This is a genomic window from Mycobacterium sp. GA-1285 (assembly GCF_001499905.1).
In the GTDB taxonomy this organism is placed as follows: domain Bacteria; phylum Actinomycetota; class Actinomycetes; order Mycobacteriales; family Mycobacteriaceae; genus Mycobacterium.
Genome location: NZ_LQIS01000012.1, coordinates 71,198 through 97,138, shown reverse-complemented (window position 1 = coordinate 97,138; position 25,941 = coordinate 71,198). Strand labels below are relative to the sequence as shown.

The following is a 25,941-nucleotide window of genomic DNA, read 5'->3' as shown; positions in this document are numbered from 1 at the left end:
ATCGATTGTTGACGACGAACTACGGCGGTCTGGTACCCGAAGACGAGTCGCTCACCCACCAGATCGTCGATACGTTCGCGACGGTCAGCCAGTCGGATCCGTCGTGGACGGAGAAGATATGGACGCTCGCGCATGCGCGTGACAATTCGCTGCAGGTCGTTCTCGGCGTCGGGAAGTACACCAACCGTGGGGTTTTCGACGGTGCCGCGGGGGTGTGCCGCGGCACCGAGCAGTGGACAGTGCGCGCCGGCCGGCGTCTGTCAACCGATCCCTCCGCGACCGAGGTCGGGCCGATCCGTTATCGCGTGCTCGAACCGCTGCGGTCGATTCAGGTGAGCCTGGAGCCGACCGAACACGCGCCGATCTCCTTCGACGTCGTCATGTCAGGCAGCTTCGACGCGGCGCTGGAGGACCCGTGGCCCGACCGCAGCCCGGACGGCTACCGCGTCACCCATAATGTGTTGCGCTACCACCAGATCGGTGTGGCGTCGGGCTGGGTCGAGGTCGACGGCCGTCGTACCGAGATCCGACCCGACGAGTGGATTTCGGTACGGGACCACTCCTGGGGCCTGCGACCCGGTGTCGGCAAACCCATTCCCGGCCTGCCCCGAGGGGGTCGCAAGATCAAGCAGATGTTCATGACCTGGCTGCCGATGACGCTGACGCGCCCCGACGGATCGGCGTATTCGCTGTTCGTGATGTATCAGGAGGAGCGCGGCGACGGCTTCCTCGAAATTCGTTGCCAGGCAGAGCAACAGAATGACGACGGCACATCGCACCGGTTCGTCTCGGTGGAGCAGGATCTGCATTTCAACGACGAGAACCGGCGATTGACCCACGGCACGGTCACGTTGATCGACACCGACGGGTCCCGGAGGCCTCTGACGATCACCGCGGCCGGACCGACGGGCTTTCACCTCGGCACCGCGGGCTACTACGGCTGGAACGACTGGGTCTACGGCCAGTGGGTGGGCGATCTGCGGGTCGAGGGTTATCACGTGACCGACTGCGACACCGCGGAGAACGCACGCAAGCTGCATCAGCTGCGGGATCTGCTTGTGCGCGTGGACGATCCGGTGGGTGGCGGTTCCGGGCTCGGTAACGCCGAGACGTTCGCGCTCGGGGAGTTCCCCGAGCGAGGCCTCACCGCCGAGAACTCGTTCCTCTGAGTCACGCGGGACCGAGACGCGGCCGGTGCGGGTCCGTTGTGCTGCAACGGAAACGACGTGACGGCTCAGCCCCACGCGTGCACGATGTTCTGCGCCGGTTCCACGCCCTGGGCGACCAGGATCTCCGTGGCGTCGGCGGCCTGCTTGCAGATCGTCGGGACGTCTTTCCACTCGGCGGAGGTGAAGGTGCTCAAGACGAACTTCGCACCTTCGGTGCGGCCGGGCGGGCGGCCGATGCCGATGCGGATACGCGCAAAGTCGTTGCTGCCCAACGAAGAAGCCACCGACCGTAGTCCGTTGTGTCCTGCCACGCCGCCGCCGAACTTCAGCCGGATGCGGCCGAAGTCGATGTCGAGCTCGTCGTGGATCACGACGATATCGGCCGGCGGCACCGAGTAGAACTTGGCCAGCGGGCCGACCTGCCGCCCCGACTCGTTCATGTAGGTGCGCGGTTTGGCCAGCACCACCGAGCGTCCGGCCAGCCGGCCGGTGACCACCTCGGCGCCGGACTTCTTGTGCACCTTGAATCCCGAGCCGATGCGGTCGGCGAGGATGTCGGCGACCAGGAACCCGAGGTTGTGCCGCGTGGTGGCGTATTGCGGTCCCGGATTGCCCAGACCGACCACCAGCTGGGGACCCGTCCCGCCCGCCCGCGGGCGGGGGGATGGCTCGGCCATGATGGATTACTCGGATTCTTCGGCGGGGGCCGCTTCGGCGCCCTCGCCCTCGCCCTCGCCCTCGTCGGCGGCCTCGGCGACCTCGGCGGCTGCCTCGTCGGGCGTCTCACCGCCGCCCTCGGCCTCGAGCTCCTCGGCGGACGGCGCTTCGACGACGTTGACCACCAGCATCTCCGGATCAGAGATCAGCGTGACGCCGGAGGGCAGCTCGATGGCACCCGCGCTGAACTGCGTGCCGGCCTCGACACCCTCGACGTTGACGGTCAGCTGCGGGGGGATCGACAGCGCGTCGGCCTCGACCTCGATCGTGTTGGCGTCCTGGGTGACCAGCGTGCCGGGCGCCGCCTCACCCTCGACGACGACAGTGACCTCGACGGTGACCTTCTCGCCGCGACGCACCACGAGCAGATCGGCGTGCGTGATGGTGCGGCGGATCGGGTGGATGTCGAGTGCCTTGGTCAGCGCGAGCTGCTCCTTGCCGTCGAGGTCGAGCGTCAGCACCGCGTTGGTGCCGGCGCGCCGGAGAACGGCCGCGAAGTCATGGCCGTCGAGCTCGAGGTGCTGCGGATCGGAGCCGTGACCGTAGAGGACGGCGGGCACCTTGCCGTTACGGCGGGCGCGGCGCGATGCGCCTTTGCCGGTCTCGGTGCGGACCGTGGCGGTCAGGTTGTTGGGGGCGTTCTTCGCCATGAGATGGGTGCTCCTGTCGTGTGCTCAGCACGGCCAGGGCTCAACCACAAGAGGTTCGCGTCGATAACGGTGGCCTCCGCATAGTGCGGCCACCCTCGCCGTGATCACCGGCCAGGGTAGCCGGGAATGCCGGTCAGGCCCAAATCTAGAGCGGAAACTTGGTGTCGGTGAGCTGTTCGGAGAGCTCCCACAGTGCCGTCGCCGTCCGGGCATCGCGGGCCAGCGGGCTGCGAAACGGCGTCGGCCCGGTGGGACCGCGGCTGCCGAATCGCGGGCCGACGAACGTGTTGCCCGGTACGTCCTCGGCCACCGCGTACAGGGTCTGGCGGGCCCCGAACTCCGGGTCGGTGGCGAACACCCGGTTGGCTGCGAGCCAGAAGCGGGTCCCGATCGGGTTGCCCGTCTGGCCCTGCAGGTTGGTCGCGGAGTAGCCCGGATGTGCGGCGATCGCTCGGATCGATGAGCCGGCTTCGTCGAGTCGGCGTTGCAGATCCTTGGTGAACAACAGGTTCGCGAGCTTCGACTGACCGTAGGCCGGCCACGCCAGATAGGGCCGGGCCTTCCAGTTGAGGTCTCTGAGATTGATCCGGCCGATCAGATGCATGATCGACGACACCGTCACGACCCGGTCGCTGATCTTGGGCAGCAGCAGGTTCGTCAGGGCGAAGTGACCGAGATGGTTGGTGCCGATCTGGCTCTCGAAGCCGTCGACCGTCAACGCGTACGGAACGGCCATGATGCCGGCGTTGTTGACCAGCACGTCGACCGCGTCGACACCGTCGGCGAACGCGCGTACCGACGCCAAATCCTGCAGGTCGAGCTTGCGAACCTCGACGTCGCCCGTGATCGCCGCCGCGGCCTGGTCACCTTTGGCGGTGTTGCGCACAGCGAGGATGACCTTGGCGCCGGCACCGGCCAGTTCGCGCGCGGTGATCAAGCCGATGCCGCTGTTGGCGCCGGTCACGATGACGGTGCGCCCGGTGAAGGAGGGGAGATTCGCGGCGGTCCAATCGCTCATGGCGACCACCCTAATGAGTTCGCGCGAAATGGCGTTCCAGCAGGCCCTCACTCGTACTTTTGCTGCTGGAACGCAATTTCGCGGCATTGTCGGGGCAGGTCAGCACAATCTGGCCATGGGGGAGATATTCATCGGGTCAGAGGCAGTCGCCAACGGCATCGTCACTCGACACGAACTGGCCCGGTGGTATCGGCCGGTGCATCCGGATGTCCATGCCCGGCGGGGGCGAGATTTGACGGTTGAAGATCGCACGTTCGCGGCATGGCTGTGGTCGAAACGCGGCGGGATTGTCACCGGCGTCGCGGCCTCAGCACTTCACGGCGCGGAGTGGGTCGACGACACCGCGATCGAATTGGTCTACGACTGCGCCCGGCCCCCGAAAGGAGTCATCACCCGCAATGAACGCATAACGGGTGACGAATTCGTCTGGCAACACGAGCTATTCCTCGCGACTCCCGCGCGCACCGCTTTCGACCTCGGTCGGCACCTGCCTCGAGGACGGGCAATCGCGCGGCTCGACGCCCTGCTGCGCGCGCAGCCATTCTCGATGGAGGACGTGTTGCTCCTGGCCAAGCGGTATCGGGGCGCCCGGGGTGTCAAACGGCTCAAGGAGGCGTTGCCGCTGGTCGACAGCGGTGCCGCGTCACCCCGCGAGACGTGGCTGCGGCTGCTGTTCATCGACGCCGGACTGCCCAAGCCGAGCACTCAGATCCCCATCGTCGACGAGTTCGGGAACGTACTTCGGACGGTCGACATGGGCTGGGAGGATTTCAAGGTGGTTGCCGAGTACGACGGCGATCAGCACCGCACGTCGCGCGCTCAGTACGTCAAGGACCTGCGAGTGATACCGCAGATCGAGCGGCTCGACTGGATCGTGCTCAGAGCGATCAAGGAAGACCATCCGCAGTACTTGGTCAGGCGGGCGTGGGACGCGCTGGTGTCCCGCGGCTGGCGACCCTGAACCCCCAATCCCCCGAAATTGCATTCCCGCAGGGCGCTACTCGCACTTCTTCTGCTGGAATGCCATTTCGCGGAAAACAGGGGCTACTTCGGCGGCGGCTTGGGAACGGCGACGTTGAAGCCGCCGATGATCTTCTCGATGTCGGGGGCCTCCTCGACGGCCTTCTCGGCGTAACCCGTCACCGTGAACTGAACGAGGTAACGCTGCTTGGCGGGCGGTGCGCCGGTCGCGATCACGATGCGGTTGTAGCTGTGCATCCGCGTGCCGTTGAGGTCGTAGCTGCCCTCGATCATCGCCGAGGGAAAACCCTTGAAGTCGTTCATGGACGCGTTGAGGCGCTTGAAGTTCTGCGACATCTCGGCGTCGACATACCCGTGCTTGATCGCCTCGGGCGGATCGAAGTCGCCGGTCAACTTCATCACCACCAGCATCGCGATCGGGTACGTCTCGCCCTTGGCGATCACCCTGGTGCCGGGAGCGAAGTTGGTGTTGAAGTACGGCTCCCACCCGGCCGGCGTGGGATACGAGACGGTCAGGTCGGTGAGCTTTTCGGGAAACACGGGCTGGCCGGTCACTCCGGCCTGTTCCAGATACGCCGCGATGGGCACCGGCTTGTCATCCGGCTTGGCGGTGGACGTCGGCGACGACGACGTCGACCACACCGACTGGTAGTTGGGCGGTTCCGTGCCGCAACCGGATCCAGCGGCAATCGCGCCGGCGACCGTCAAGGCAGCGGCGAGAACCTGAAAGCCTCGCCGTTTCACAGAATCTCGCGCACCGCGTCGATCGGGCGGGCCAGGCGGGTACCCTTCGGCGTGACGACGAACGGCCGCTCGATCAGGATCGGGTTGGCGACCATCGCGTCGAGGAGCTCGGCGTCGGAGGCGTCGGCCAAACCCAGTTCACCGTAAAGGGATTCACGTTTGCGCACCGCGGTGCGCACGTCGATACCGGCGTCGGAGATCATCTTCTTCAGCTCGGCACGGGTCGGCGGCGTCTTCAGGTATTGCACGACCGTCGGCTCGATTCCGTTCTCCCGCAACAAGTCCAGCGTCTTACGTGACGTCGAGCATTTCGGGTTGTGGTAGATGACGGTGTTGTCGACTTCGGACGACATCTACGCAGACCCGTCGAAAAGGCTGGTGACCGAGCCGTTGTCGAACACCGCGCGGATCGTGTTCGCCAGCAGCGGCGCGATCGACAGCACGGTCAACTGCGGGAAACGTTTGTCCTCGCCGATGGGCAGCGTGTTGGTGACGATCACCTCGCAGGCACCCGACTCGGCAAGCCGGTCGCGTGCGGGGTCCGAGAGCACACCGTGTGTCGCCGCGATGATCACGTCACCCGCGCCGTCCTGCTTGAGCAGCTTGACCGCACCGGCGATCGTGCCGCCGGTGTCGATCATGTCGTCGGTCAGCACACAGGTCTTGCCCCGCACATCGCCGACGACGCGGTTGGACACCACCTCATTGGGTTTCAGCGGGTCGCGCGTCTTGTGGATGAACGCCAGCGGGACGCCGCCGAGTGAATCCGCCCACTTCTCAGCGACGCGAACCCGGCCGGAGTCGGGCGAGACGACGACCATGTCGTGGTCGGAATAGTGCTCGGCGATGTAGCCGGTGAGCAGCTTCTGAGCTCGCATGTGGTCGACCGGTCCGTCGAAAAAGCCCTGAATCTGGTCGGTGTGCAAGTCGACGGTGACGATCCGGTCGGCCCCCGCGGTCTTGAGCAGGTCGGCGACCAACCGCGCCGAGATCGGTTCGCGGCCGCGGTGCTTCTTGTCCTGGCGTGCGTACGGATAGAAGGGAAGGATCGCCGTGATTCGCTTGGCGCTGCCGCGCTTGAGCGCGTCGAGCATGATCAGCTGTTCCATCAGGTACGCGTTCAGCGGTGCTGGATGGCTCTGCAGCACGAAGGCGTCGCAGCCGCGGACGGATTCGTCGAACCGGACGAAGATCTCGCCGTTGGCGAAGTCGCGCGCGGTCTGCGCCGTCACGGGGACGTCGAGTTCCTTGGCGACCTGTTCAGCGAGTTCGGGGTGCGCCCGACCCGAGAACAACATCAAGTTTTTGCGATTGTCGGTCCACTCGGTGCCCACAGTGCGCCCTCAAGGTCGGGGATCGATACCGGCCAATCCTACGTAGAGTGACGCGCCGGGCGTGGCCGGGTGGTCAGATCGTGAACGGCGCGGGAAGTTCACCGCGGTTCGGGGTCGTCGGCATCGGCTGGCCTGCCCTTTTCGGCCGATGCCTGCTCGGCGGCCCGTGCCGCCGCCGACCCCGGTCGCTTGCGCGTCACCCAACCCTCGATGTTGCGCTGCGGTCCCGCGGACACGGCGAGCGCACCCGGCGGCACGTCGTCGCGCACGACCGTCCCCGCCCCGGTATAGGCGCCGTCGCCGACGGTGACCGGGGCGACGAACATCGTGTCCGAGCCGGTGCGGACGTGTGAGCCGATCTTGGTGCGGCTCTTGGTCTCACCGTCGTAGTTGACGAAAACGCTCGACGCCCCGATGTTGCTGTGCTCGCCGATGTCGGCGTCGCCGACGTACGTCAGATGCGGCACCTTGGTTCCGGCGCCGATCGTCGAGTTCTTGGTTTCGACGAACGCGCCGAGTTTGCCGTCGGCGCCCAGCACGGTGCCCGGCCGCAGGTAGGTGAACGGTCCGACCGTCGCGCCGTCGCCGATCGCCGACGAGGTGCCGTGGGTGCGGCACACCGTCGCGCCGTCACCGACCGTGACGTCGGCCAAGGTGGTGTCGGGCCCCACGTCGCACCGGCTGCCGATGCGGGTGGCCCCGAGCAACTGGGTGCCCGGCTTGACGACGGTGTCGCGGCCGATGGTCACCTCGACGTCGATCCACGTCGTGGCGGGATCGACCACCGTCACCCCGGCCCGCTGGTGCGCGGCGACGATGCGCCGGTTCAGCTCCCGGCCGAGCTCGGCCAGCTGCACGCGGTCGTTGACCCCGGCCACCAGCATCGAGTCGTCGACATGCTTGGCCCGCACGACCTGACCGTCGGAACGCACGATCGCGATCACATCGGTCAGATACTGCTCCTGCTGGGCGTTGTCCGAGCGCAGGCGGCCCAACGCGGACCGCAGCGCGGCGACGTCGAACGCATACACCCCGGCGTTGACCTCGGTGATCGCCCGCTGTTCAGGGCTGGCGTCGGCCTGTTCGACGATGCCGACCACGTCGCCGTCCTGGGTACGCAGGATGCGACCGTAACCCGTCGGGTCGGGCAACGTGGTGGTGAGCACGGTCGCCGCGGCGGGTCCGGCCCCGGACTCCGCAGTGTGCGTGCCGATCAGGTCGGCCAGCGTGTCGGCGTCGAGTAGGGGCACGTCGCCCGAGGTCACCACCACGGTGCCGCTGAAGTCGGGGGCGAGTGCCGTCAAACCGCACTGCACGGCGTGTCCGGTGCCGAGTTGCTGCTCCTGATACGAGGTGGCGATGGGGCGGCCGAGCTCGGCGGCCAGCTGCTCGACCACGGGCGTGACCCGGTCCCGGTCCTTGCCGACCACGACGATCAAATGTTGCGGAGCCGCCTTGGCCACCGCGTGCAGGGCGTGCGCGAGCATGCTGCGACCCGCCAGCGTGTGCAGCACTTTCGGGATGTCGGACCGCATCCGGGTTCCGGCGCCGCCCGCGAGGACCACGACGGCGGCTTCGCGGGGGGCCGTCATAGGTCTCCTTCCCGCGAGCGACCGTGTCCGTCCGGCGACACGCCGTCCCGCCGTGTCATCTTGCGGTCGCTCGCCGCTGTATCCGCTCCGTCGCCAGGACTCGAACCTGAACTATCTGAACCAAAATCAGAGGTGCTGCCGATTACACCACGACGGATCGATCAACTCGTGATGCTAGTCCAACGCGGCCATGGGGCATCTAACCTGATAACCGTGGCAGCACTCGACAAGGAGGTCCGGGCGCCGCGGGCGCGGATGACGGGCGCCGAGCGGCGCCACCAGCTCATCGACGTCGCGCGCAAGCTCTTCGCCGAACGCGGCTACGAGGGCACCTCCATCGAGGAGATCGCCCAGCGCGCGAACGTCTCCAAGCCCGTCGTCTACGAGCACTTCGGCGGCAAAGAGGGCCTGTATGCGGTGGTCGTCGACCGCGAGATGTCGGCGCTGCTCGACGGCATCACCTCGTCGCTGACCCGGATGACCAACAACCGCTCGCGGCTGCGCATCGAGCGCGTCGCGCTCGCACTGCTGACCTATGTCGACGAACGCACCGACGGCTTCCGCATCCTGATCCGCGACTCCCCGGCGTCGATCACCTCCGGCAGTACCTATTCGACCCTGCTCAACGAGGCCGTCAACCAGGTGTCCTCGATCCTGGCCGGTGACTTCTCCCGCAGGGGGCTGGACCCGGAGATGGCCCCGCTCTATGCGCAGGCGTTGGTCGGCTCGGTGTCGATGACCGCGCAGTGGTGGCTCGATGTGCGCGAGCCCAAGAAAGAGGTCGTCGCCGCACATCTCGTCAACCTGTGCTGGAACGGGCTGATGCATCTGGAGAACGATCCACTGTTGCTCGACGAGTGACGTAGATCTCGTCACCGGATCCGGCAAACCCTCGTCGCGGCAAGCGTTTAGGCGCACGCCTACGATGGATGCATCATGACCGCATCGGGGACCCTGTCCGTCCCAACCCCGATCGCCGGGCTCGTCGAACTGGCCCTACGAGATCCCTCCCTCAACGAGATCTCGCGCCGTGCCGCCGACAAGCCCGCCGATCTGGCCATCGTCGGCCCGGCCGCCGCCCGGGTGTTCGTCGCGTCTGCCGTCGCGCAGGCGTCCGGACTGGTCGTCGTGACCGCGACCGGGCGGGAGGCCGACGATCTGACCGCCGAACTGCGTGGCGTGTTCGGTGAATCCGTCGCCATGTTTCCCTCGTGGGAGACGCTGCCGCACGAACGGCTGTCTCCGGGCGTCGACACCGTCGGTGCGCGGCTCATGTTGTTGCGCAGGCTGACCCATCCCGACGACGCGCGTCTCGGACCGCCACTGCGTATGATCGTCACGACCGTGAGGTCGCTGCTGCAACCCATGGCGCCCGACGTGGCCGACGTCGAACCGGTGACCCTGAGCGTGGGCGTCGAGGCGGAGTTCGACAGCCTGATCGCCCGACTCGTCGAACTCGCCTACACCCGCGTCGACATGGTCGCCAAGCGCGGCGAGTTCGCGGTGCGCGGCGGCATCCTCGACCTGTTCCCGCCGACGTACGAGCATCCGGTGCGCATCGAGTTCTGGGGCGACGAGGTGTCCGAGATGCGGATGTTCTCGGTGGCCGACCAGCGGTCGATCCCCGAGATCGACGTCGAGGACGTCATCGCCGTGCCGTGTCGTGAGGTCCTGCTGACCGAGGACGTCCGCGAGCGCGCCGTCGAACTCGCCCGCGAGCACCCCGTTCAGGAGAACACGCTGCCCGGGACCGTGCCCGACATGCTGGCCAAGCTCTCCGAGGGCATCCCGGTCGACGGGATGGAGGCGTTACTTCCACTGTTGCGTTCCGACGCGTTGTCGACGTTGTCGGATCTGCTGCCGGCGGGCATGCCGCTGTTGATCTGCGATCCGGAGAAGGTGCGCACCCGGGCCGCGGACCTGATCAAGACCGGCCGCGAATTCCTGGAGGCGTCCTGGTCGGCCGCCGCGCTCGGCGGCGGCGAAAACACAGTGCCGATCGACCTCGAGGCGCTCGGCGCGTCCGGATTCGTCGAACTCGGCGACGCCCGCACCGCGGCCCGCCAGGGCGGCCACCCCTGGTGGACGTTGAGCCAGCTGTCCGACGAGGCCGGTTTCGAGGTGGACATCCGGCCCGCGCCGTCGGCCCGCGGCTCACAAGCGAGCATCAGCGAGATCTTCGCCATGCTGCGCGCCCACGTCAGCACCGGCGGTTATGCGGCCGTCGTCACGCCCGGCGCGGGCACCGCACAGCGCGTCGTCGAGCAACTCGCCGAATCCGACGTTCCCGCAGGGATTTTGGAGCCCGATGTCGCGATCAAGGACGGCGTCGTCGGTGTGCTCAAGGGCCCGCTGCACGACGGTGTGGTGATTCCAGGCGCGAACCTGGTGATCATCACCGAGACCGATCTCACCGGCAACCGCGCCGCGGCCACCGAAGGCAAACGGCTGGCTGCCAAGCGCCGCAACGTCGTTGACCCGTTGGCGCTGACCGCCGGCGATCTGGTGGTGCACGACCAGCACGGCATCGGCCGGTTCGTCGAGATGACCGAGCGCGTCGTCGGCGGCGCTCGCCGCGAGTACCTGGTGCTCGAGTACGCATCAGGACGGAGGGGCGCTGGAAAAGACAGCACCGACAAGCTCTACGTGCCGATGGACTCGCTGGACCAGCTGTCCCGCTACGTCGGCGGGGAGTCGCCGACGCTGTCCCGGCTGGGCGGCAGCGACTGGACCAACACGAAGACCAAGGCGCGCCGCGCAGTTCGCGAGATCGCCGCCGAATTGGTGTCGCTGTACGCCAAGCGGCAGGCGTCGCGGGGACACGCGTTCGCGCCCGACAGCCCGTGGCAGGCCGAGATGGAGGACGCGTTCGGCTTCACCGAGACCGTCGACCAGCTGACCGCGATCCAAGAGGTCAAGGTCGACATGGAAAAGCCCGTCCCGATGGACCGGGTGATCTGCGGCGACGTCGGCTACGGCAAGACCGAGATCGCGGTGCGGGCGGCGTTCAAGGCGGTGCAGGACGGTAAGCAGGTCGCGGTGCTGGTGCCGACGACGCTGCTGGCCGATCAGCATTTGCAGACCTTCTCCGAGCGGATGGCGGGGTTTCCCGTCACGGTGAAGGGGTTGTCGCGCTTCACCGATCCCGCCGAATCGCGTGCGGTGCTCGAGGGCATGAAGGACGGCAGCGTCGACATCGTGATCGGCACGCACCGACTGCTTCAAACCGGCGTCACGTGGAAGGACCTGGGCCTGATCGTCGTCGACGAGGAGCAGCGTTTCGGCGTCGAGCACAAGGAGCACATCAAGTCGATGCGCACCCACGTCGACGTGCTGACCATGAGCGCCACCCCGATCCCCCGCACGCTGGAGATGAGCCTGGCCGGCATCCGGGAGATGTCGACGATCCTCACCCCGCCCGAGGAGCGCTACCCGGTCCTGACGTACGTCGGGCCTCACGACGACAAGCAGATCGCCGCGGCGCTGCGCCGCGAGCTGTTGCGCGACGGGCAGGCGTTCTACATCCACAACCGCGTCAGGTCCATCGACCAGGCGGCCGCGCGGGTGGCGGCGTTGGTACCCGAGGCGCGCGTCGTCGTCGCACACGGTCAGATGCCCGAAGAACAACTCGAGCGCACGGTCGAGGGATTCTGGAACCGCGAATACGACATCCTGGTCTGCACGACGATCGTCGAGACCGGCTTGGACATCTCGAACGCGAACACGTTGATCGTCGAGCGCGCCGACACCTTCGGCCTGTCCCAGCTGCACCAGCTGAGGGGCCGCGTCGGGCGCAGCCGTGAACGGGGTTACGCGTATTTCCTGTATCCGCCGGAGGTTCCGCTCACCGAGACCGCCTACGACCGGCTGGCCACCATCGCGCAGAACAACGAATTGGGCGCGGGCATGGCCGTGGCGATGAAGGACTTGGAGATTCGCGGTGCCGGCAACGTGCTCGGAGTCGAGCAGTCCGGGCATGTCGCGGGCGTCGGCTTCGACCTGTACGTACGCCTGGTCGGCGAGGCGGTCGAGGCCTATCGTGCGGCCGCTGACGGCAAAACCGTTGCCGCACCGGAAGAACCGAAGGACGTGCGGATCGACCTGCCCGTCGATGCGCACCTGCCTCCGGACTACATCAGCAGTGACCGGCTGCGCCTGGAGGGCTATCGCCGGCTGGCGGGGGCTCCGGACCAGGAGGCGGTGGACGCCGTGGCCGAGGAGCTCGTGGACCGCTACGGCCCGCTACCCGAGCCGGCTCGGCGCCTGGTGGCCGTCGCGCGCCTGCGGTTGTTGCTGAAGGCGTACGGCGTCACCGAGGTCAGCTCGGTCTCGGAGTCGACGGTGCGGCTCTCACCGCTGCAGCTGATGGACTCCCAACAGCTTCGGCTCAAGCGGATGTATCCGAGTGCCGGTTACCGGGCCACCACCTCGACGGTGCAGGTGCCGATCCCGCGTTCCGGCACCGGAATCGGCGCACCACGCATCCGCGACCTCGAGCTGGTGCAGATGGTCGCCGACCTGATCCTGGCGCTGAACGGCAAACCGCAAGGCAGCGTCGACATCATTTCGACCCCGCATTCTCCGGCTTGATGACCGGTGGGCCGCCGCTTGCCGTTCTCCCGGCTCCGCGGCGTGACGAGGTGTTGGTATAACCGAGGTCAGCGGTTCGGACAAAACGCGTGAGGGGGTGTGGCCCGATGACCGTCGTTTTGGTCGATCCCCGGCGCCCGTCTCTGATCCCGATCGACGCGATCGATCTGCTGTCCGGCGACGTCCAGTACACCGAGGAGATGCCGATCAAGGTGCCCTGGTCGTTGCCGTCCGCGCGGCCCGCCTACGACGGTGAGGATGCGCCCGTGCTGCTGTCCTCGGACCCGCAACATCCCGCGGTCAAGGCCCGGTTGGCGGCCGGGGACAGGGTGATCTCGGCGCCCGAAGCCGCGCCGGGCGAGCGTCTGGTCGACGCCGTCGCGATGATGGACAAACTGCGCACCTCCGGGCCGTGGGAGAGCGAGCAGACGCACGACTCGCTTCGCCGCTACCTGCTCGAGGAGACCTACGAGGTCTTCGACGCGGTGCACAGCGGTGACGCCGATGCGCTGCGCGACGAACTCGGAGACGTGTTGCTACAGGTGCTCTTTCACGCCCGCATCGCCGAGGACGCACCGCAGAATCCGTTCGGCATCGACGATGTCGCCGACGCGCTGGTCCGCAAGCTGGGCAACCGGGTGCCGGCCGTGCTCGCCGGCGAATCGATCTCACTGGACGACCAACTCGCCCAGTGGGAGGAGCGCAAGGCGCTGGAGAAGAAGGCCAAGCGGGCGCATTCCACGATGGACGACGTGCCGACCGCTCAGCCCGCTTTGGCGTTGGCGCAGAAGGTCGTTGAACGGGTGAGCGCGGCCGGATTGCCCGCGGACCTGATTCCTGAGGCCGTCACGACGGTGACGGTGGCGGTGGGCAGTGATGCCGAGAACGCTTTGCGCTCGGCGGTGTTGGAGTTCATGGACACGGTGCGACGGGCGGAGCGGGCGATCGCCGTGGACCGTCGCGGTGACGAGGTGCCCGAGGAGCTCGACGTCTCGACGCTGGGCACCGTGACCGAAGACGAGTGGCGCGCGCACTGGCCGTCCGAGGACGCGCAGGAAACGGACGGCGAGGACGAGGCGATGAAAACAGATGAGACCGATGACGACGCGGATGAGACCAACGAGGCAACGGTGGCCGACGAGGCTGCTGGGACCGAAGTTGCCGATTCCGCGTCCTGAACCGCAGAACATTTGTGCACCCGAATCGCTCCCGGCGCTGAGTCGCGTCGTCCCGAACACGTGGGACCATGGGCAGCGATCGAATTTGGTTGAGGGAGTTTGGTGTCGCCGGTGCGTTGGCTGCGTGCTGTCGCTGTATTAGGGGCGACGGCGCTGCTCTTGGCTTCTAGCTGCTCGTGGCAGCTGGGGACACCCATCCCTGAGGGCGTTCCGCCGCCCCCGGGTGATCCGGTGCCCAAGATCGACACCTACGCCAAGGGCCGCCCGGCCGATCAACTTCACGAATGGGCCGCCGAACGCGCGCCCAAGCTGGGAATTCCGGTCGCCGCGCTGGAGGCATACGCCTATGCCGCGCGGGTCGCCGAAGTGGAGAATCCCGACTGCAAGGTGGCCTGGACGACGCTCGCCGGGATCGGGCAGGTGGAAAGCCACCACGGCACCTACCGCGGGGCGGCGATCGGGGCGAACGGGGACGTCGAACCGCCCATCCGCGGTGTCTGGCTCGACGGCACCAACGGCAACCTCGAGATCTTCGACGACTCCGCGATCAGCCATGAAGGTGAATCGAAACACGCTCGCGCGATGGGCCCCATGCAGTTCATCCCCGAGACCTGGGGGCACTACGGCGTCGACGCCAACAACGACGGCCAGATCAGCGCCGACAACATGGACGACGCCGCCCTGTCCGCAGCCGGTTATCTGTGCTGGACCGGCAAGGACCTGGCCACGCCGCGCGGATGGATGAACGCCCTGCGCGCCTACAACCATTCCGACCAGTACGCCCGGACGGTGCGGGACTGGGCGACCGCTTACGCCAACGGGCACCCCCTCTAGACACGCCTGCCGAACAGGGAGGCTCTAGGCTCGTCGGTTGACGCGAAAACATCTCGCCCGCACCACCGAGGACAGCACCGAGGACATCAAGGAGACGCCAGTGCCCACTATCGATCAGGTCGGAGCCCGAGAGATCCTCGACTCCCGGGGAAACCCGACGGTCGAGGTCGAGGTTCTGCTGGGCGACGGGTCGTTCGCCCGCGCCGCCGTGCCGTCGGGCGCCTCGACGGGTGAGCACGAGGCCGTGGAACTGCGCGACGGCGGTTCACGGTACGGCGGTAAGGGCGTCCAGAAGGCGGTCGAGGCCGTGCTCGACGAGATCGCCCCGGCCGTCATCGGTCTGCAGGCCGACGACCAGCGGCTCGTCGACCAGGCGCTGCTCGACCTCGACGGCACCCCCGACAAATCGCGGCTCGGCGCCAACGCGATCCTGGGCGCCTCACTGGCCGTGGCCAGGGCCGCGGCCCAGGCGGCCGATCTCGACCTGTTCCGCTACCTCGGCGGCCCGAACGCCCACATCCTTCCGGTGCCGATGATGAACATCCTCAACGGCGGCGCACACGCCGACACCGGCGTCGACGTGCAGGAGTTCATGGTCGCCCCGATCGGCGCCGCGTCGTTCAAAGAGGCGCTGCGCTGGGGCGCCGAGGTCTACCACTCGCTGAAGTCGGTGCTCAAGGCGCAGGGCCTGGCGACCGGACTCGGCGACGAAGGCGGATTCGCCCCCGACGTGGCCGGCACGACGGCCGCACTCGACCTGATCCTGTCGGCCGTCGAGTCCGCCGGGTTCAAGGCGGGCTCGGACGTCGCGCTCGCGCTCGACGTGGCCGCGACCGAGTTCTACACCGACGGGCAAGGCTACAAGTTCGAGAACGAGGTGCGCACCGCCGAACAGATGGGCACGTTCTACGCGGGTCTGCTCGACACGTATCCGTTGGTGTCGATCGAGGATCCGCTGTCGGAGGACGACTGGGACGGCTGGGTCGCGCTGACGTCGGCCATCGGGGATCGGGTGCAGCTCGTCGGCGACGACCTGTTCGTCACCAACCCGGAGCGACTCGAGGAGGGCATCCAACGGGGCGCCGCCAACGCGCTCTTGGTGAAGGTGAACCAGATCGGAACGCTGACCGAGACGCTCGACGCGGTGGCGCTCGCCCACAACAGCGGATACCGCACGATGATGAGCCACCGCAGCGGCGAAACCGAGGACACCACGATCGCCGACCTCTCGGTCGCGGTGGGCAGCGGCCAGATCAAGACCGGCGCACCCGCGCGCAGTGAACGTGTCGCCAAGTACAACCAGCTGCTGCGCATCGAGGAGAACCTCGGCGACGCCGCCCGCTACGCCGGTGACCTCGCCTTCCCGCGCTTCGCCATGGAAGCCAGATAGCCCGGTAACGGCCCGTGCCCGAATCGAAACGGCCCGATCCGAAGCGCCGGTCACCGACCTCCCGACCCGGAAAGTCGGGCAAGGCCGGCGGTGCGGGGACGGGCCGTCCGCGGATCGGGGCACGTCGCGAGCCCCGCGCCGAACGGCCCGCGTCCGAGGCCGCGGCCGATGCCCCGGCGAAACCTCAGGAATCCGGCGTCGTCATCCGCCGCGCCATCGCGGAATCGGCCGAGCAGCAATCCGAGCAGCGGTTCGGATCGGCGGCGCGGCGCGCGGCCATCCTGGCGGTGGTGGTGTGCGTGCTGACGCTGACGATCGCGGGGCCGGTCCGCACCTACTTCGCGCAGCGCACGGAGATGAAGCAACTCAAAGCCACCGAACAACAGTTGAGGGCCCAGATCGCCGACCTCGAACAGCAGAAGGTGAAGCTGGCCGACCCGGTGTTCATCGCCGCGCAGGCTCGCGAGCGGCTCGGGTTCGTGATGCCGGGCGAGATTCCGTACCAGGTGCAGTTGCCTCCCGGCGCGGTGGTACCGGGCACACCCGATCAGGAGCCGCAGGCCGTCAACCGCGACCAGCCGTGGTACACGGCGCTGTGGCACACCATCGCCGACGAACCGCACGGGGTCACACCCGGCCCGCTGCCCGGCGTACCACCGGCCGCACCCGATGCGCCTTCACCGCCGCCTCCGCCCCCGCCCACTCCCGGTGGTTGACCCCGAAGACCTCGACGCCGTCGAGCGGCAACTCGGCCGCAGGCCGCGCGGGGTCCTGGAGATCGCCTACCGATGCCCCAACGGTGACCCCGGGGTGGTCAAGACAACGCCGAAACTTCCTGACGGGACACCGTTTCCGACGTTGTACTACCTCACGCACCCGGTGTTGACCGCCGCCGCGAGCAGGCTCGAGTCCTCGGGCATGATGCGAGAGATGACGGAGCGGCTGCAGAACGACGCGGACCTGGCGCGGGCGTACCGGAAGGCGCACGAGTCGTATCTCGCCGAGCGCGACGCGATCGAGCCTCTCGGGACGACGTTCTCCGGTGGCGGCATGCCGGAGCGGGTCAAATGCCTGCATGTGCTGATCGCCCACTCGCTGGCGAAGGGACCGGGCACCAATCCGCTCGGTGACGAAGCGCTGGCGGCGCTGGCCGGCGATCCCGCGATGGACGGCATTCTCGATCCGCAGAGGTGGACGCATGGGTAGGGTCGGCGCCGTCGACTGTGGTACCAACTCGATCCGTCTGCTGATCGCCGACCGGGTCGGGGGCAAGCTGGCCGATGTGCACCGCGAGATGCGCATCGTCCGGTTGGGCCAAGGCGTCGACGCCACAGGGCGATTCACGCCGGAGGCGCTGGCGCGCACCAAGTCGGCGTTGACGGACTACGCGGAGCTGATGCGTCACCACGGTGTCGACGGCGTCCGGATGGTGGCGACCTCGGCGACCAGGGACGCCGCCAACCGAGACGTCTTCTTCGCGATGACGGCCGAGGTGCTGGGTGCCGTCGTGCCCGGTGCGATCGCCGAGGTGATCACCGGCGCCGAGGAGGCGGAGCTGTCGTTCAACGGTGCGGTCGGCGAACTGGACTGCGCTGCAGCACCTTTCGTCGTCGTCGACCTGGGCGGCGGGTCCACCGAAGTGGTGCTCGGTACCGACCAGGTGACCGCCGGCTATTCGGCGGACATCGGATGCGTCCGACTCACCGAACGCTGCCTGCACTCGGATCCGCCGACCGCTGAGGAGATCGCCGCGGCGCGTGCCGTGGTGCGCGAAGGGCTCGATGAGGCGTTCCGGGCCGTGCCCGTCGAGCAGGCCCGCACCTGGGTGGGCGTGGCGGGCACCATGACGACGCTCTCGGCGCTGGTGCAGAAGATGCCCGTCTACGACTCGGATGCGATTCACCTGTCCCGTGTTCCGTTCGACGAACTGCTGAGCGTGTGCGAGGGGTTGATCGCGATGCCGCGGGCCGAACGCGCGAAGCTCGGACCGATGCACGAGGGGCGCGTCGACGTCATCGGCGGCGGGGCGATCATCGTCGAGGAACTGGCCGACGCCTTGGGCCGGCGGGCAGGTATCGAGGAGTTGACCGTCAGCGAGCATGACATCCTCGACGGCATCGCGCTGTCGATCGCCGGCTGAGCAGTCGACCACCCGACACGTCGACGGGCCAGGAGTACCTCGAGAAGGGGACTTCTTGCCCTGTTTCGATCGCGTCGGACGGCGCATCCTTCGTTACATGACCGTTTTCTCTGAGGTACCCGAAGTACTGCCGGCCCAATTCCCCGATGACGAGACGCTCCGGACGGTGTTGTCGTTGGCGACCCGTGCCCCTTCGGTGCACAACTCGCAGCCTTGGCATTGGAAGATCGGACAGGAAAGCCTGCATCTCTATGCTGACCGATCGCGCCACCTGCCGAAGACGGATGCCGACGAGCGTGACCTGATGGTCAGCTGCGGAATGGCGCTGCATCACGCCACCGTTGCGCTGGCCGCCGTGGGGTGGCGAGCGAAGGTTCATCGCTTTCCCAACCCGGTCGACCGCAACCACTTGGCATCGCTCGAACTGAGCGCCTCGGAGCCCAGCGCCGCCGACGTCGCCCTCGCGGCCGCCATCCCGCAACGCCGGACCGACCGCCGCCACTACAGCGCCTGGCCGGTATCACTGGCCGACATCGCGACGATCGGAGTGCGGATCGCCAGAATGGGGATCGTCATGCGACGAGTCGAGGTGTCCATCGATATCAAAGCGATTGTGGCCGAGGCTGTTTGGCGCCATGCCCATGATGAGGCATACCTGGCCGAACTCGCCGTCTGGAGTGGAAGGCATGCCGCGACGTCCGGCGTGCCGGCGCGCAGCATCCCCCCATCCGACCCGACGGCGCCCATCCCCGGTCGACTGTTCGCAGGCGGGACGCTGGCCCAGCCGAAGGGTGCAACGGCTCGCGACGACCACGCCACCCTGTTGGCGCTGGGTACTGCCGGCGATGACGACCTCGCCCGACTGCGGGCCGGGGAGGCGTCGAGCCTGCTGCTGTTGACCGCCACCTCCTTGGGGTTGGCGAGCTGTCCGGTCTCCGAGCCGCTCGAGATCGATGACACTCGCCAAGCGCTCATGGACGAGGTGTTCGACGGCCGGGACCACCCGCAGATGATGTTCCGCGTCGGTTGGGCGCCTGTCGCTGCGGATCCGCTGCCGTCGACGCCGCGACGCCCTCTCGAAGACGTCGTCGGCGCCCTCGACGGTGTGGCAGCGAGTTTGTGATGGGCATGTCGGCCGTCGATCACCGCAGCGGCGCGTCACCGGGGACTTCATAGGATGAACGCACATCATCCGAACTCCGAGACGATCCGCTCCGCACTGATGCTGGCGGTGAAGGCGCCGTCGGTGCACAACACCCAACCATGGCGGTGGCGCGCGGGCGAGCGGAGCGTCCACCTCTACGCCGCCCGTCGGCTACACCTGCCGAACACCGATCCGGACGCCCGGGACTTCATGCTCAGTTGCGGCGCCTCACTGAACCACTGCGAGATCGGTTTTGCCGCTCTCGGCTGGCGAGCCGAGATCCACAGATTTCCCAATCCCGACGATTCGGATCACCTCGCGGCACTGGATCTTCACCGGCACAAACCGACAGACGCCGAAATCGCGCTTGCCGCAGCCATTCCGCGACGTCGAACCGACCGCAGGCGGTATGGCTCATCGAGGGTTGCGCAAGCAGATCTCGATCTGATGACGAGCAGAGCTGCTGCGACCGGGGTGACACTGCGTCGGGTCGACGATCTTCCGGCGTTGCGGAAGATCGTGAGCGAGGCGGCGCGACGCCATGCGGCCGACCACGGCTATGCCGCCGAGCTGGCGACGTGGAGCGGCAGGCACGCGGCAACCGCCGGGGTGCCCGCGCGTAGCGCGCCCAAGAGTGACGGCAGCATTTCGGCGCGCGCATTCGCGGGCGGGGGCCTGTCTCAACCCGCGGGGTCCGAAGCGGAAACCGACAATGCGGTGGTCCTGGCTCTCGGCACCGACGACGACAGCGAGCTCTCACGCCTTCGTGCGGGCGAGGCGGCCAGCCTGGTTCTCCTCACTGCCACCGCGCTCGGGATGTCGAGTTGCCCGATCACAGAGCCCTTGGAGGTCAGCGAGACCCGCGCTGCTGTTCGGACGGAGGTCTTCGATGGCGGCTTGCACCCGCAGATGCTGTTCCGGATCGGTTGGGGGCTCCTGGACGCCGACCCGCTGCCGCCCACTCCACGACGACCGCTGTCCGACGTCGCCGCGCGGCTCGACGGGTCACCACTGTTGTGACAGGCGGTGACTCGGTTGCATCGTCGAAGGAAGTCCATCGTTCGGGTGAAGAAGCATGAACGGCCACCATTCTTCGGCCGCTGAATCAGCCTGCATGCCAATGATTGTGGTGCGACCGTCGTGAGCGGACTTCAGAGATCGCGGTCGGAGTGAGACCGCTCCAGCTTGGAAATGTAGACCGCTGCCTGCGTGCGTCGCTCCATACCGAGCTTCGCCAACAACCGTGAGACATAGTTCTTGACCGTCTTCTCGGCGAGAAACATTCTGGCCGCGATCTGCTTGTTCGTCAGGCCCTCACCCAGTAAGTCGAGCAACACCCGTTCCTGGTCGCTGAGCTTGGCCAACGGGTCGGAATGCTCAGCGGCCCCCCGCAGTTTGGCCATCAAAGCGGCGGCGGCACGGTTGTCCAGGAGTGAACGGCCGGCGCCCACATCTTTCACTGCCTGTGCCAGTTCCATGCCCTTGATGTCCTTGACGACATAGCCGCTGGCGCCTGCGAGTATCGCGTCCAGCATCGCCTCATCGGAGGTGAATGACGTCAACATCAAGCAGCGCAGATCTGGCATACGGGAGAGAAGGTCTCGGCATAGCTCGATGCCGTTTCCGTCGGGGAGTCGAACATCGAGGACAGCGACATCGGGTTGGAGTGCGGGAATCCGCGCCATCGCCTGCGACACAGACCCTGCCTCGCCGATCACCTCCAGCTCCGGGTCGGCGCTGAGGAGGTCGATGAGACCGCGCCGAACTACTTCATGGTCATCGACAAGGAAGACCTTCACCATCGACGTCTCACCTGAGTTTGAGCCACGGTGTCTCACAATACGGTCTGCGGTTGGCAGATCAAGACCGAACAGTGCGGCGACCACCCCGTTATCGCTCGACTGGCTGCGGATCGCCGTCGTCACCGTCATCCGCCGCCGGGGCCGCGTTCGGCGGAGGCTGATGCCGCCGTTTGATCTCCAGCACCTCTGCGATCGGCCGCCGCGGCGTCGCCGGCGGTCGGTCTTCCAACGTGGGCGAGGACCCGATGCGGATCAGTACTTGTGGCGTTGTCTGCTGACCGATCAGCGACGCCACGATGTCGCGGCTGGCTCTCAGCTCAGTGATATGTGTCAGCGGGCAGGTGGCCAGTCCGGCAGTGGTGGCATCCAGCAGAACCGCCGACAGCATCTCTCCGCATCGAAGTACGCTCTCGCGGTCGTCGTCATAGGTCGACAGCACAACGATTTTCGACTTGTCCTGACCGTAGGCCCGGCGTCTGTCCCGCTCGTCGTGGGAGACGGGGAAACTGCGTCCCACATCGACGCGATCGCTCTCGGCCGCTGTCGGTAGAGCGTCCGGGGGGATACCTTCGCTCACGGAGAACGGAGCTGTCCACCAATGCATTTCCTCGTGGTAATACGGGTTGTCGAAGCGCAGCGACTCGGTGAGCCGCGAGGCTTGGGCCAGTTCGGCACGCAGTTCGTCGGCGATCACGTCCAGGCGGACGCGCTCGGAGGTGACGGTTCGCCGTAACTGCGCCTCGATGGTGTCCCAGTCCAGAGGTTCTGCGAAGGGCAGTCGATCTGTGCGCCGAATCAACATCGCGTCAGCGCGACGACGGTGCCATTCGGTGACGACGGTCATCGGGGAGAAATCGACGGACGCCAGGTGCACCGTGTCGTTCGGATCCGGATAGCGGTCGATGTGGGCGCTCCATCCGGCTGCGGCCATCGCCACCCCGAAGTGGTCGAGTACCGCACCACAACTCAACAGTGCTTCGCGTCCGTAACGATCGGTCGAGTACAAGACCCGGTTCCTGTCGAGGAACAACTCGACCGAGGAACCGTCAATCGTCCAGTGCCACGGCTGGCTGTTGTGCAATGACGGCGCCCGGCACGCCACACGTACGGCATTGGTGATGACGTCGGTGTCGACGAGGGTGTCATGCATGACTCGATCGTGGACTGGGGGCGCCGGTGATACCAGGGCCAATGGTCCCCTTCGCGGGGCCTTCCGGCCCCTGGTTGCCGCGGCGCGGCAGAGCGACCATCGGTCGTGACGGTCGACTCGGATAGCCGGGGAAGGCCACCATGCGTGCCCGGCGAACCGGGACTGCGAGAGGGGTTTTCGGATGGCCGACGAGAAAAAGCGCCGCGGTGTCGTGGTCGGCACCGACGGCTCCGCCCCGGCGGAGGCAGCGATCAAATGGGCCGCCCGCGACGCGAGCATGCGTAAGCTTCCGCTCACCGTCGTCCATGCCAACTCCGTATCGACGGTGGCGGCGGCCATGGTCGCGTGGCCTGCCGGTCATATCCCGGAGCAAGTCCTCGAGCAACAGGAAGACGAGGCGCGGACCATTCTCGCAGACGCTGTCGAGCTGGCGAGGGACAGCGCTGAGGACGCGAAGCGGTTGACCGTAACCGGTGAGATGTTCTTCGGCTGGCCCGTGCCGACGCTCCTCGACGCCTCGAGGGAGGCGGAGCTCGTGGTTGTGGGTTGTCGGGGCCGGACCGGACTGCGTCGCGCGCTGTTGGGCTCCGTCAGCTCCGGGCTGATCCATCATGCACAGTGCCCGGTCGCGGTCATTCACGATGAGGACGCGCCGTCCAGACGGCTTCCCGTGCTGGTCGGAATCGACGGCTCACGATCGTCTGAATCGGCAACCGCGATAGCGTTCGACGAAGCTTCCCGGCGGGGAGCCGATCTCGTTGCCCTCCATGTCTTCAGCGACGCCGACATGCCGGCCTCCAGCATGGACTGGACCGACGTGCTGGCGACTGCTCGCAGGACGCTGTCCGAGCGCCTCGCAGGTTGGCGGGAGCGGTACCCGGACGTGAAGGTGACCGAGCGGGTGGAGGTCGAGGGTCCGGCACGCACGCTGCTGGAACTGTCGGACCGTGCGCAGCTGGTCGTCGTCGGAAGTCACGGGCGTGGTGGCTTCGCGGGAATGCTGCTCGGCTCGGTGAGCACGGCGGTCGCCGAGGCGGCTCGCGTCCCGGTCATCGTCGCCCGGGGGAATTGAGTCGGCGCGCCGTCCTCTCAGCCCGTGCGTTCCGGTCCGCCGGTGCGACCGGCCAGCGTCGACTCCAGTATCAGCCGCCGCTCGGCGGCTGCGACGGTGCGCCGCGCCGCCGAGGCGGCATCCGGGTTGACCGACACCGACGTGATGCCCATGCGCACCAGGTGCTCGGCGAACGCCGGGTTGGTCGAGGGCGCCTGACCACACAACGAGGAGGTGATGCCGAATCTGCGTGCGGTACTGACGATTTGACCGATCGCGTCCAGAACGGCCGGATCGGATTCGTCGAACAGCTCTGCGCAGATGTCGGAGTCGCGGTCGACACCCAGCATCAGTTGGGTGAGGTCGTTGCTTCCGATGGACACTCCGTCGATCCCCATCCCGATGTACTCGGGTAGCCAATGCACGACGGAGGGCACCTCCGCCATCACCCAGCGGTGAAATCCCCGCTGGCGGCCGAGGGGACTGGAGTCGACCAGCACGAGGCACTCCTCGAGCTCCCAACGGGTGCGCACGAACGGGATCATCAGGTGCAGGTTCGGCGACTGTTCGCGCACCCGCGCAAGCGCCTGTAGCTCGAGGGCGAACAGGTCGGGTTCCTTGACGTAGCGGTAGCAGCCGCGGTAACCGATCATCGGGTTGTGTTCCACCGGCTCGTACGATTCGCCGCCGACCAGACCGCGGAACTCGTTGCTGCGGAAGTCGGTTGCCCGGTACACGACCGGACGCGGCGCGAAGGCGGCGGCGATCCGCCCCACCGACGCCACCATTTTCTCGACCAGGGTGTCCTGCTCGCCGCGGGTGATGAGGTCGCGCGGGTGGCGTCCTCCCAGCGCCTCGGTGAGCATGAACTCCGCCCGCAGCAACCCGACGCCGTCGACGCCCTGGGCGGCGACGGTCTCGGCGTTGTCGGGCATCGCGATGTTGACGTAGATCTTGGTGCCGGTCACTTCGTCAGGCGTTACGGTCACCGGTTGGGGTTGAGCCGTAACGGTCACCGCGGGGGTGGTGGCGACTCGACCGGCAAGGACCCGTCCGTGGGTTCCGTCGACGGTGACAGTGGTCCCGTCGTGCAGATCCTTTGTCGCACTGCGCGCACCGACGATGCACGGCACCCCGAGCTCGCGGGCGACGATGGCGGCGTGGCACGTCATGCCGCCGGTGTCGGTGACCAGGGCCGCGGCCCGCCGGATGGTGGGCAGCCAGTCCGGGTTGGTCATCTGCGCGACGAGTATCTCGCCCTCCAGAAGTCGGTTGCCCTCGTCCGGGTTGTCGAGCACCCGGACCTTGCCGGTCGCGCTGCCCGGCGCCGCGGCGAGTCCGCGCGCGAGCACGGCGTGCTTCTCCGACGACGGTGCCGCGGTGTGCTTCAAGGTGGTGATGGGCCGCGCCTGTACGAGATATGTCCGGCCTCCCTCGATCGCCCACTCGGTGTCCTGCGGGCAGCCGTTGTGGCGTTCGGTGGCAATCGCCAGCTCGGCGATCGTGTGCAGCTCGCGGTCATCGAGCACCCGGGCGTCGGCCTGCGCGTCGTCGAGGTCGACGTTGGTGTCGTTACCGTCGGGACCGCGCACGATCTTGAATGCCTTGTGTCCCAACCGGATATCGAGCACGGCGAGGTTCTCTTTCGAGATGATGTAGGTGTCGGGCTCGACCTCGCCGGACACCACCACCTCGCCCAGGCCGAAGGCGCCCTCGATGACGACGCGGTCCTCGGCGCCGTTGCTGGGGTCGGCGGTGAACGCCACCCCGGCCTTCTCGGAGTTGATCATCAGTTGGACGACGACCGCCATCGCCGGGTCGGCGGTGAAGTTGCGGCTGGCCCGATAGGTGACGACGCGCGGGCTGAACAACGACATCCAGCAGCGCAGCACCGCGTCGACGAGGGCATCGTCGCCGCTGACATTGGTGATGGTGGCGTTCATGCCGGCGAACGAGGCGTCCTTGCCGTCTTCGCCGGTGGCTGAGGACCGAACGGCGACCAACGCCCCGTTACCGAGCCGGTGATAGAACGTCAGGATCCGCTCGCGCACGGCATCCGATACTCCGGCTTTTTTCACGAGACTCTGCATGCGTTCGCACATCTCGGAAAGGCGGGTCGTGTCGGCGGCGTTGGCCACCGCCTCGCGGTGTAACGCCGACAGCTCGGTGTCGACACCGGCGGCGCGCATCGAGTCGCGATAACAGTCGCGAAGCAGAACGAAACCTGGTGGAACGGGCAGCTGCGCCGCCACCAGCTCACCCATGTTCGCGCCCTTGCCACCGGCCTCTTCGGCGTCGGTGATGCGCAGCGTCGCGATGTCGCGGACGTAGTTGTCGAGACCTTTGGAACCGTCAGGATTCATGAGGACATCCTCGCTTCCTCATGTTTCGGCGGCCTAGCGTCCGAGGGCCGCATACGATGTGGCCTAAGTCAGCAATCAGCAGGGCACAAGGTCA

General features: G+C 67.2%; 23 protein-coding genes and 1 tRNA gene. 13 read left to right on the top strand and 11 right to left on the bottom strand.

Translation table 11 applies throughout. The annotated features are described in order from the left end of the window. Nucleotides 1–8 precede the first annotated feature (8 nt). The gene (locus AU193_RS09300) at nucleotides 9–1,169 is read left to right on the top strand and encodes a hypothetical protein (protein ID WP_253867709.1); all 1,161 of its coding nucleotides are present in this window, start codon (nucleotides 9–11) and stop codon (nucleotides 1,167–1,169) included. Nucleotides 1,170–1,234: 65 nt separating this feature from the next. Here AU193_RS09300 and pth read toward each other — a convergent pair whose 3' ends face one another. The 3 genes from pth to AU193_RS09285 form a co-directional block, all read right to left on the bottom strand. Beyond that, on the bottom strand, nucleotides 1,235–1,846 hold the full coding sequence (gene pth / locus AU193_RS09295) for an aminoacyl-tRNA hydrolase (protein WP_064422075.1): 612 nt from the start codon (nucleotides 1,844–1,846) through the stop codon (nucleotides 1,235–1,237). 6 nt (nucleotides 1,847–1,852) lie between these two features. Continuing rightward, nucleotides 1,853–2,536, bottom strand: a complete 684-nt coding sequence (locus AU193_RS09290; RefSeq protein ID WP_064422074.1) for a 50S ribosomal protein L25/general stress protein Ctc — start codon at nucleotides 2,534–2,536, stop codon at nucleotides 1,853–1,855. Between the two features lie 145 nt (nucleotides 2,537–2,681). Further along, nucleotides 2,682–3,554 carry an oxidoreductase gene (locus AU193_RS09285; protein WP_064422073.1) on the bottom strand — a complete coding sequence of 291 codons (873 nt, stop codon included), beginning with the start codon at nucleotides 3,552–3,554 and terminating at the stop codon, nucleotides 2,682–2,684. 115 nt (nucleotides 3,555–3,669) lie between these two features. Between AU193_RS09285 and AU193_RS09280 the strand changes: the two genes are divergently transcribed. After that, entirely contained in the window at nucleotides 3,670–4,515 is an 846-nt protein-coding gene (locus tag AU193_RS09280) for a hypothetical protein (RefSeq protein WP_064422072.1), read from the top strand. Between the two features lie 83 nt (nucleotides 4,516–4,598). Here the strand turns inward: AU193_RS09280 and AU193_RS09275 are convergent, their stop codons facing one another. The 5 genes from AU193_RS09275 to AU193_RS09255 form a co-directional block, all read right to left on the bottom strand. Next, nucleotides 4,599–5,279 carry an LpqN/LpqT family lipoprotein gene (locus AU193_RS09275; protein ID WP_082682899.1) on the bottom strand — a complete coding sequence of 227 codons (681 nt, stop codon included), beginning with the start codon at nucleotides 5,277–5,279 and terminating at the stop codon, nucleotides 4,599–4,601. After that, a complete protein-coding gene (gene arsC, locus AU193_RS09270) occupies nucleotides 5,276–5,632 on the bottom strand; it encodes an arsenate reductase (glutaredoxin) (RefSeq protein WP_064422071.1) in 357 nt (118 codons plus the stop codon). The genes AU193_RS09275 and arsC overlap by 4 nt, the downstream gene beginning before the upstream one ends. Continuing rightward, a complete protein-coding gene (locus AU193_RS09265; RefSeq protein WP_064422070.1) occupies nucleotides 5,633–6,613 on the bottom strand; it encodes a ribose-phosphate diphosphokinase in 981 nt (326 codons plus the stop codon). It lies immediately after the preceding gene. 98 nt (nucleotides 6,614–6,711) lie between these two features. After that, nucleotides 6,712–8,205 (bottom strand): bifunctional UDP-N-acetylglucosamine diphosphorylase/glucosamine-1-phosphate N-acetyltransferase GlmU, encoded by a 1,494-nt coding sequence (gene glmU / locus AU193_RS09260; protein ID WP_064422069.1) that lies wholly within the window; start codon nucleotides 8,203–8,205, stop codon nucleotides 6,712–6,714. 85 nt (nucleotides 8,206–8,290) lie between these two features. Then, nucleotides 8,291–8,362: transfer RNA gene (locus AU193_RS09255), tRNA-Gln, on the bottom strand. A gap of 98 nt (nucleotides 8,363–8,460) precedes the next feature. Here AU193_RS09255 and AU193_RS09250 point away from each other — a divergent pair. From AU193_RS09250 to AU193_RS09205, 10 genes are all read left to right on the top strand, one after another. Then, entirely contained in the window at nucleotides 8,461–9,066 is a 606-nt protein-coding gene (locus tag AU193_RS09250; protein WP_064422068.1) for a TetR/AcrR family transcriptional regulator, read from the top strand. A 75-nt stretch (nucleotides 9,067–9,141) separates the two neighbouring features. Next, nucleotides 9,142–12,795, top strand: a complete 3,654-nt coding sequence (gene mfd / locus AU193_RS09245; protein WP_064422067.1) for a transcription-repair coupling factor — start codon at nucleotides 9,142–9,144, stop codon at nucleotides 12,793–12,795. A 107-nt stretch (nucleotides 12,796–12,902) separates the two neighbouring features. Then, entirely contained in the window at nucleotides 12,903–13,973 is a 1,071-nt protein-coding gene (locus tag AU193_RS09240; RefSeq protein WP_064422066.1) for a nucleoside triphosphate pyrophosphohydrolase, read from the top strand. 102 nt (nucleotides 13,974–14,075) lie between these two features. Continuing rightward, nucleotides 14,076–14,807, top strand: coding sequence for a lytic transglycosylase domain-containing protein (locus tag AU193_RS09235; RefSeq protein WP_064422065.1), 732 nt, complete (start codon nucleotides 14,076–14,078; stop codon nucleotides 14,805–14,807). Nucleotides 14,808–14,907: 100 nt separating this feature from the next. After that, nucleotides 14,908–16,197 carry a phosphopyruvate hydratase gene (eno, locus tag AU193_RS09230; protein WP_064422235.1) on the top strand — a complete coding sequence of 430 codons (1,290 nt, stop codon included), beginning with the start codon at nucleotides 14,908–14,910 and terminating at the stop codon, nucleotides 16,195–16,197. A 14-nt stretch (nucleotides 16,198–16,211) separates the two neighbouring features. After that, nucleotides 16,212–16,913, top strand: coding sequence for a septum formation initiator family protein (locus tag AU193_RS09225; RefSeq protein ID WP_064422064.1), 702 nt, complete (start codon nucleotides 16,212–16,214; stop codon nucleotides 16,911–16,913). Continuing rightward, nucleotides 16,906–17,403 carry a DUF501 domain-containing protein gene (locus AU193_RS09220; RefSeq protein ID WP_064422063.1) on the top strand — a complete coding sequence of 166 codons (498 nt, stop codon included), beginning with the start codon at nucleotides 16,906–16,908 and terminating at the stop codon, nucleotides 17,401–17,403. Before AU193_RS09225 ends, AU193_RS09220 begins: the two co-directional genes overlap by 8 nt. Then, nucleotides 17,396–18,337: a Ppx/GppA phosphatase family protein gene (locus tag AU193_RS09215; RefSeq protein ID WP_064422062.1), complete on the top strand. Its 942-nt coding sequence runs from the start codon at nucleotides 17,396–17,398 to the stop codon at nucleotides 18,335–18,337. Before AU193_RS09220 ends, AU193_RS09215 begins: the two co-directional genes overlap by 8 nt. Nucleotides 18,338–18,464: 127 nt before the next feature. Beyond that, entirely contained in the window at nucleotides 18,465–19,460 is a 996-nt protein-coding gene (locus AU193_RS09210) for a nitroreductase family protein (RefSeq protein WP_172798256.1), read from the top strand. Nucleotides 19,461–19,514: 54 nt separating this feature from the next. Beyond that, nucleotides 19,515–20,501, top strand: a complete 987-nt coding sequence (locus AU193_RS09205; RefSeq protein ID WP_064422060.1) for an NAD(P)H nitroreductase — start codon at nucleotides 19,515–19,517, stop codon at nucleotides 20,499–20,501. A gap of 131 nt (nucleotides 20,502–20,632) precedes the next feature. Here AU193_RS09205 and AU193_RS09200 read toward each other — a convergent pair whose 3' ends face one another. Together AU193_RS09200 and AU193_RS09195 are read right to left on the bottom strand one after the other, a co-directional pair. Then, nucleotides 20,633–21,283 (bottom strand): response regulator transcription factor, encoded by a 651-nt coding sequence (locus AU193_RS09200; RefSeq protein WP_064422059.1) that lies wholly within the window; start codon nucleotides 21,281–21,283, stop codon nucleotides 20,633–20,635. An 88-nt stretch (nucleotides 21,284–21,371) separates the two neighbouring features. After that, the gene (locus AU193_RS09195) at nucleotides 21,372–22,433 is read right to left on the bottom strand and encodes a hypothetical protein (RefSeq protein WP_064422058.1); all 1,062 of its coding nucleotides are present in this window, start codon (nucleotides 22,431–22,433) and stop codon (nucleotides 21,372–21,374) included. Nucleotides 22,434–22,614: 181 nt separating this feature from the next. On the opposite strand from AU193_RS09195, the gene AU193_RS09190 reads away from it, so the two are divergent. Next, nucleotides 22,615–23,505, top strand: coding sequence for a universal stress protein (locus AU193_RS09190; protein WP_064422057.1), 891 nt, complete (start codon nucleotides 22,615–22,617; stop codon nucleotides 23,503–23,505). A 17-nt stretch (nucleotides 23,506–23,522) separates the two neighbouring features. On the opposite strand, the gene ppsA is transcribed toward AU193_RS09190, so the two are convergent. Next, nucleotides 23,523–25,847: a phosphoenolpyruvate synthase gene (ppsA, locus tag AU193_RS09185; protein WP_064422056.1), complete on the bottom strand. Its 2,325-nt coding sequence runs from the start codon at nucleotides 25,845–25,847 to the stop codon at nucleotides 23,523–23,525. Nucleotides 25,848–25,941: the final 94 nt, after the last annotated feature.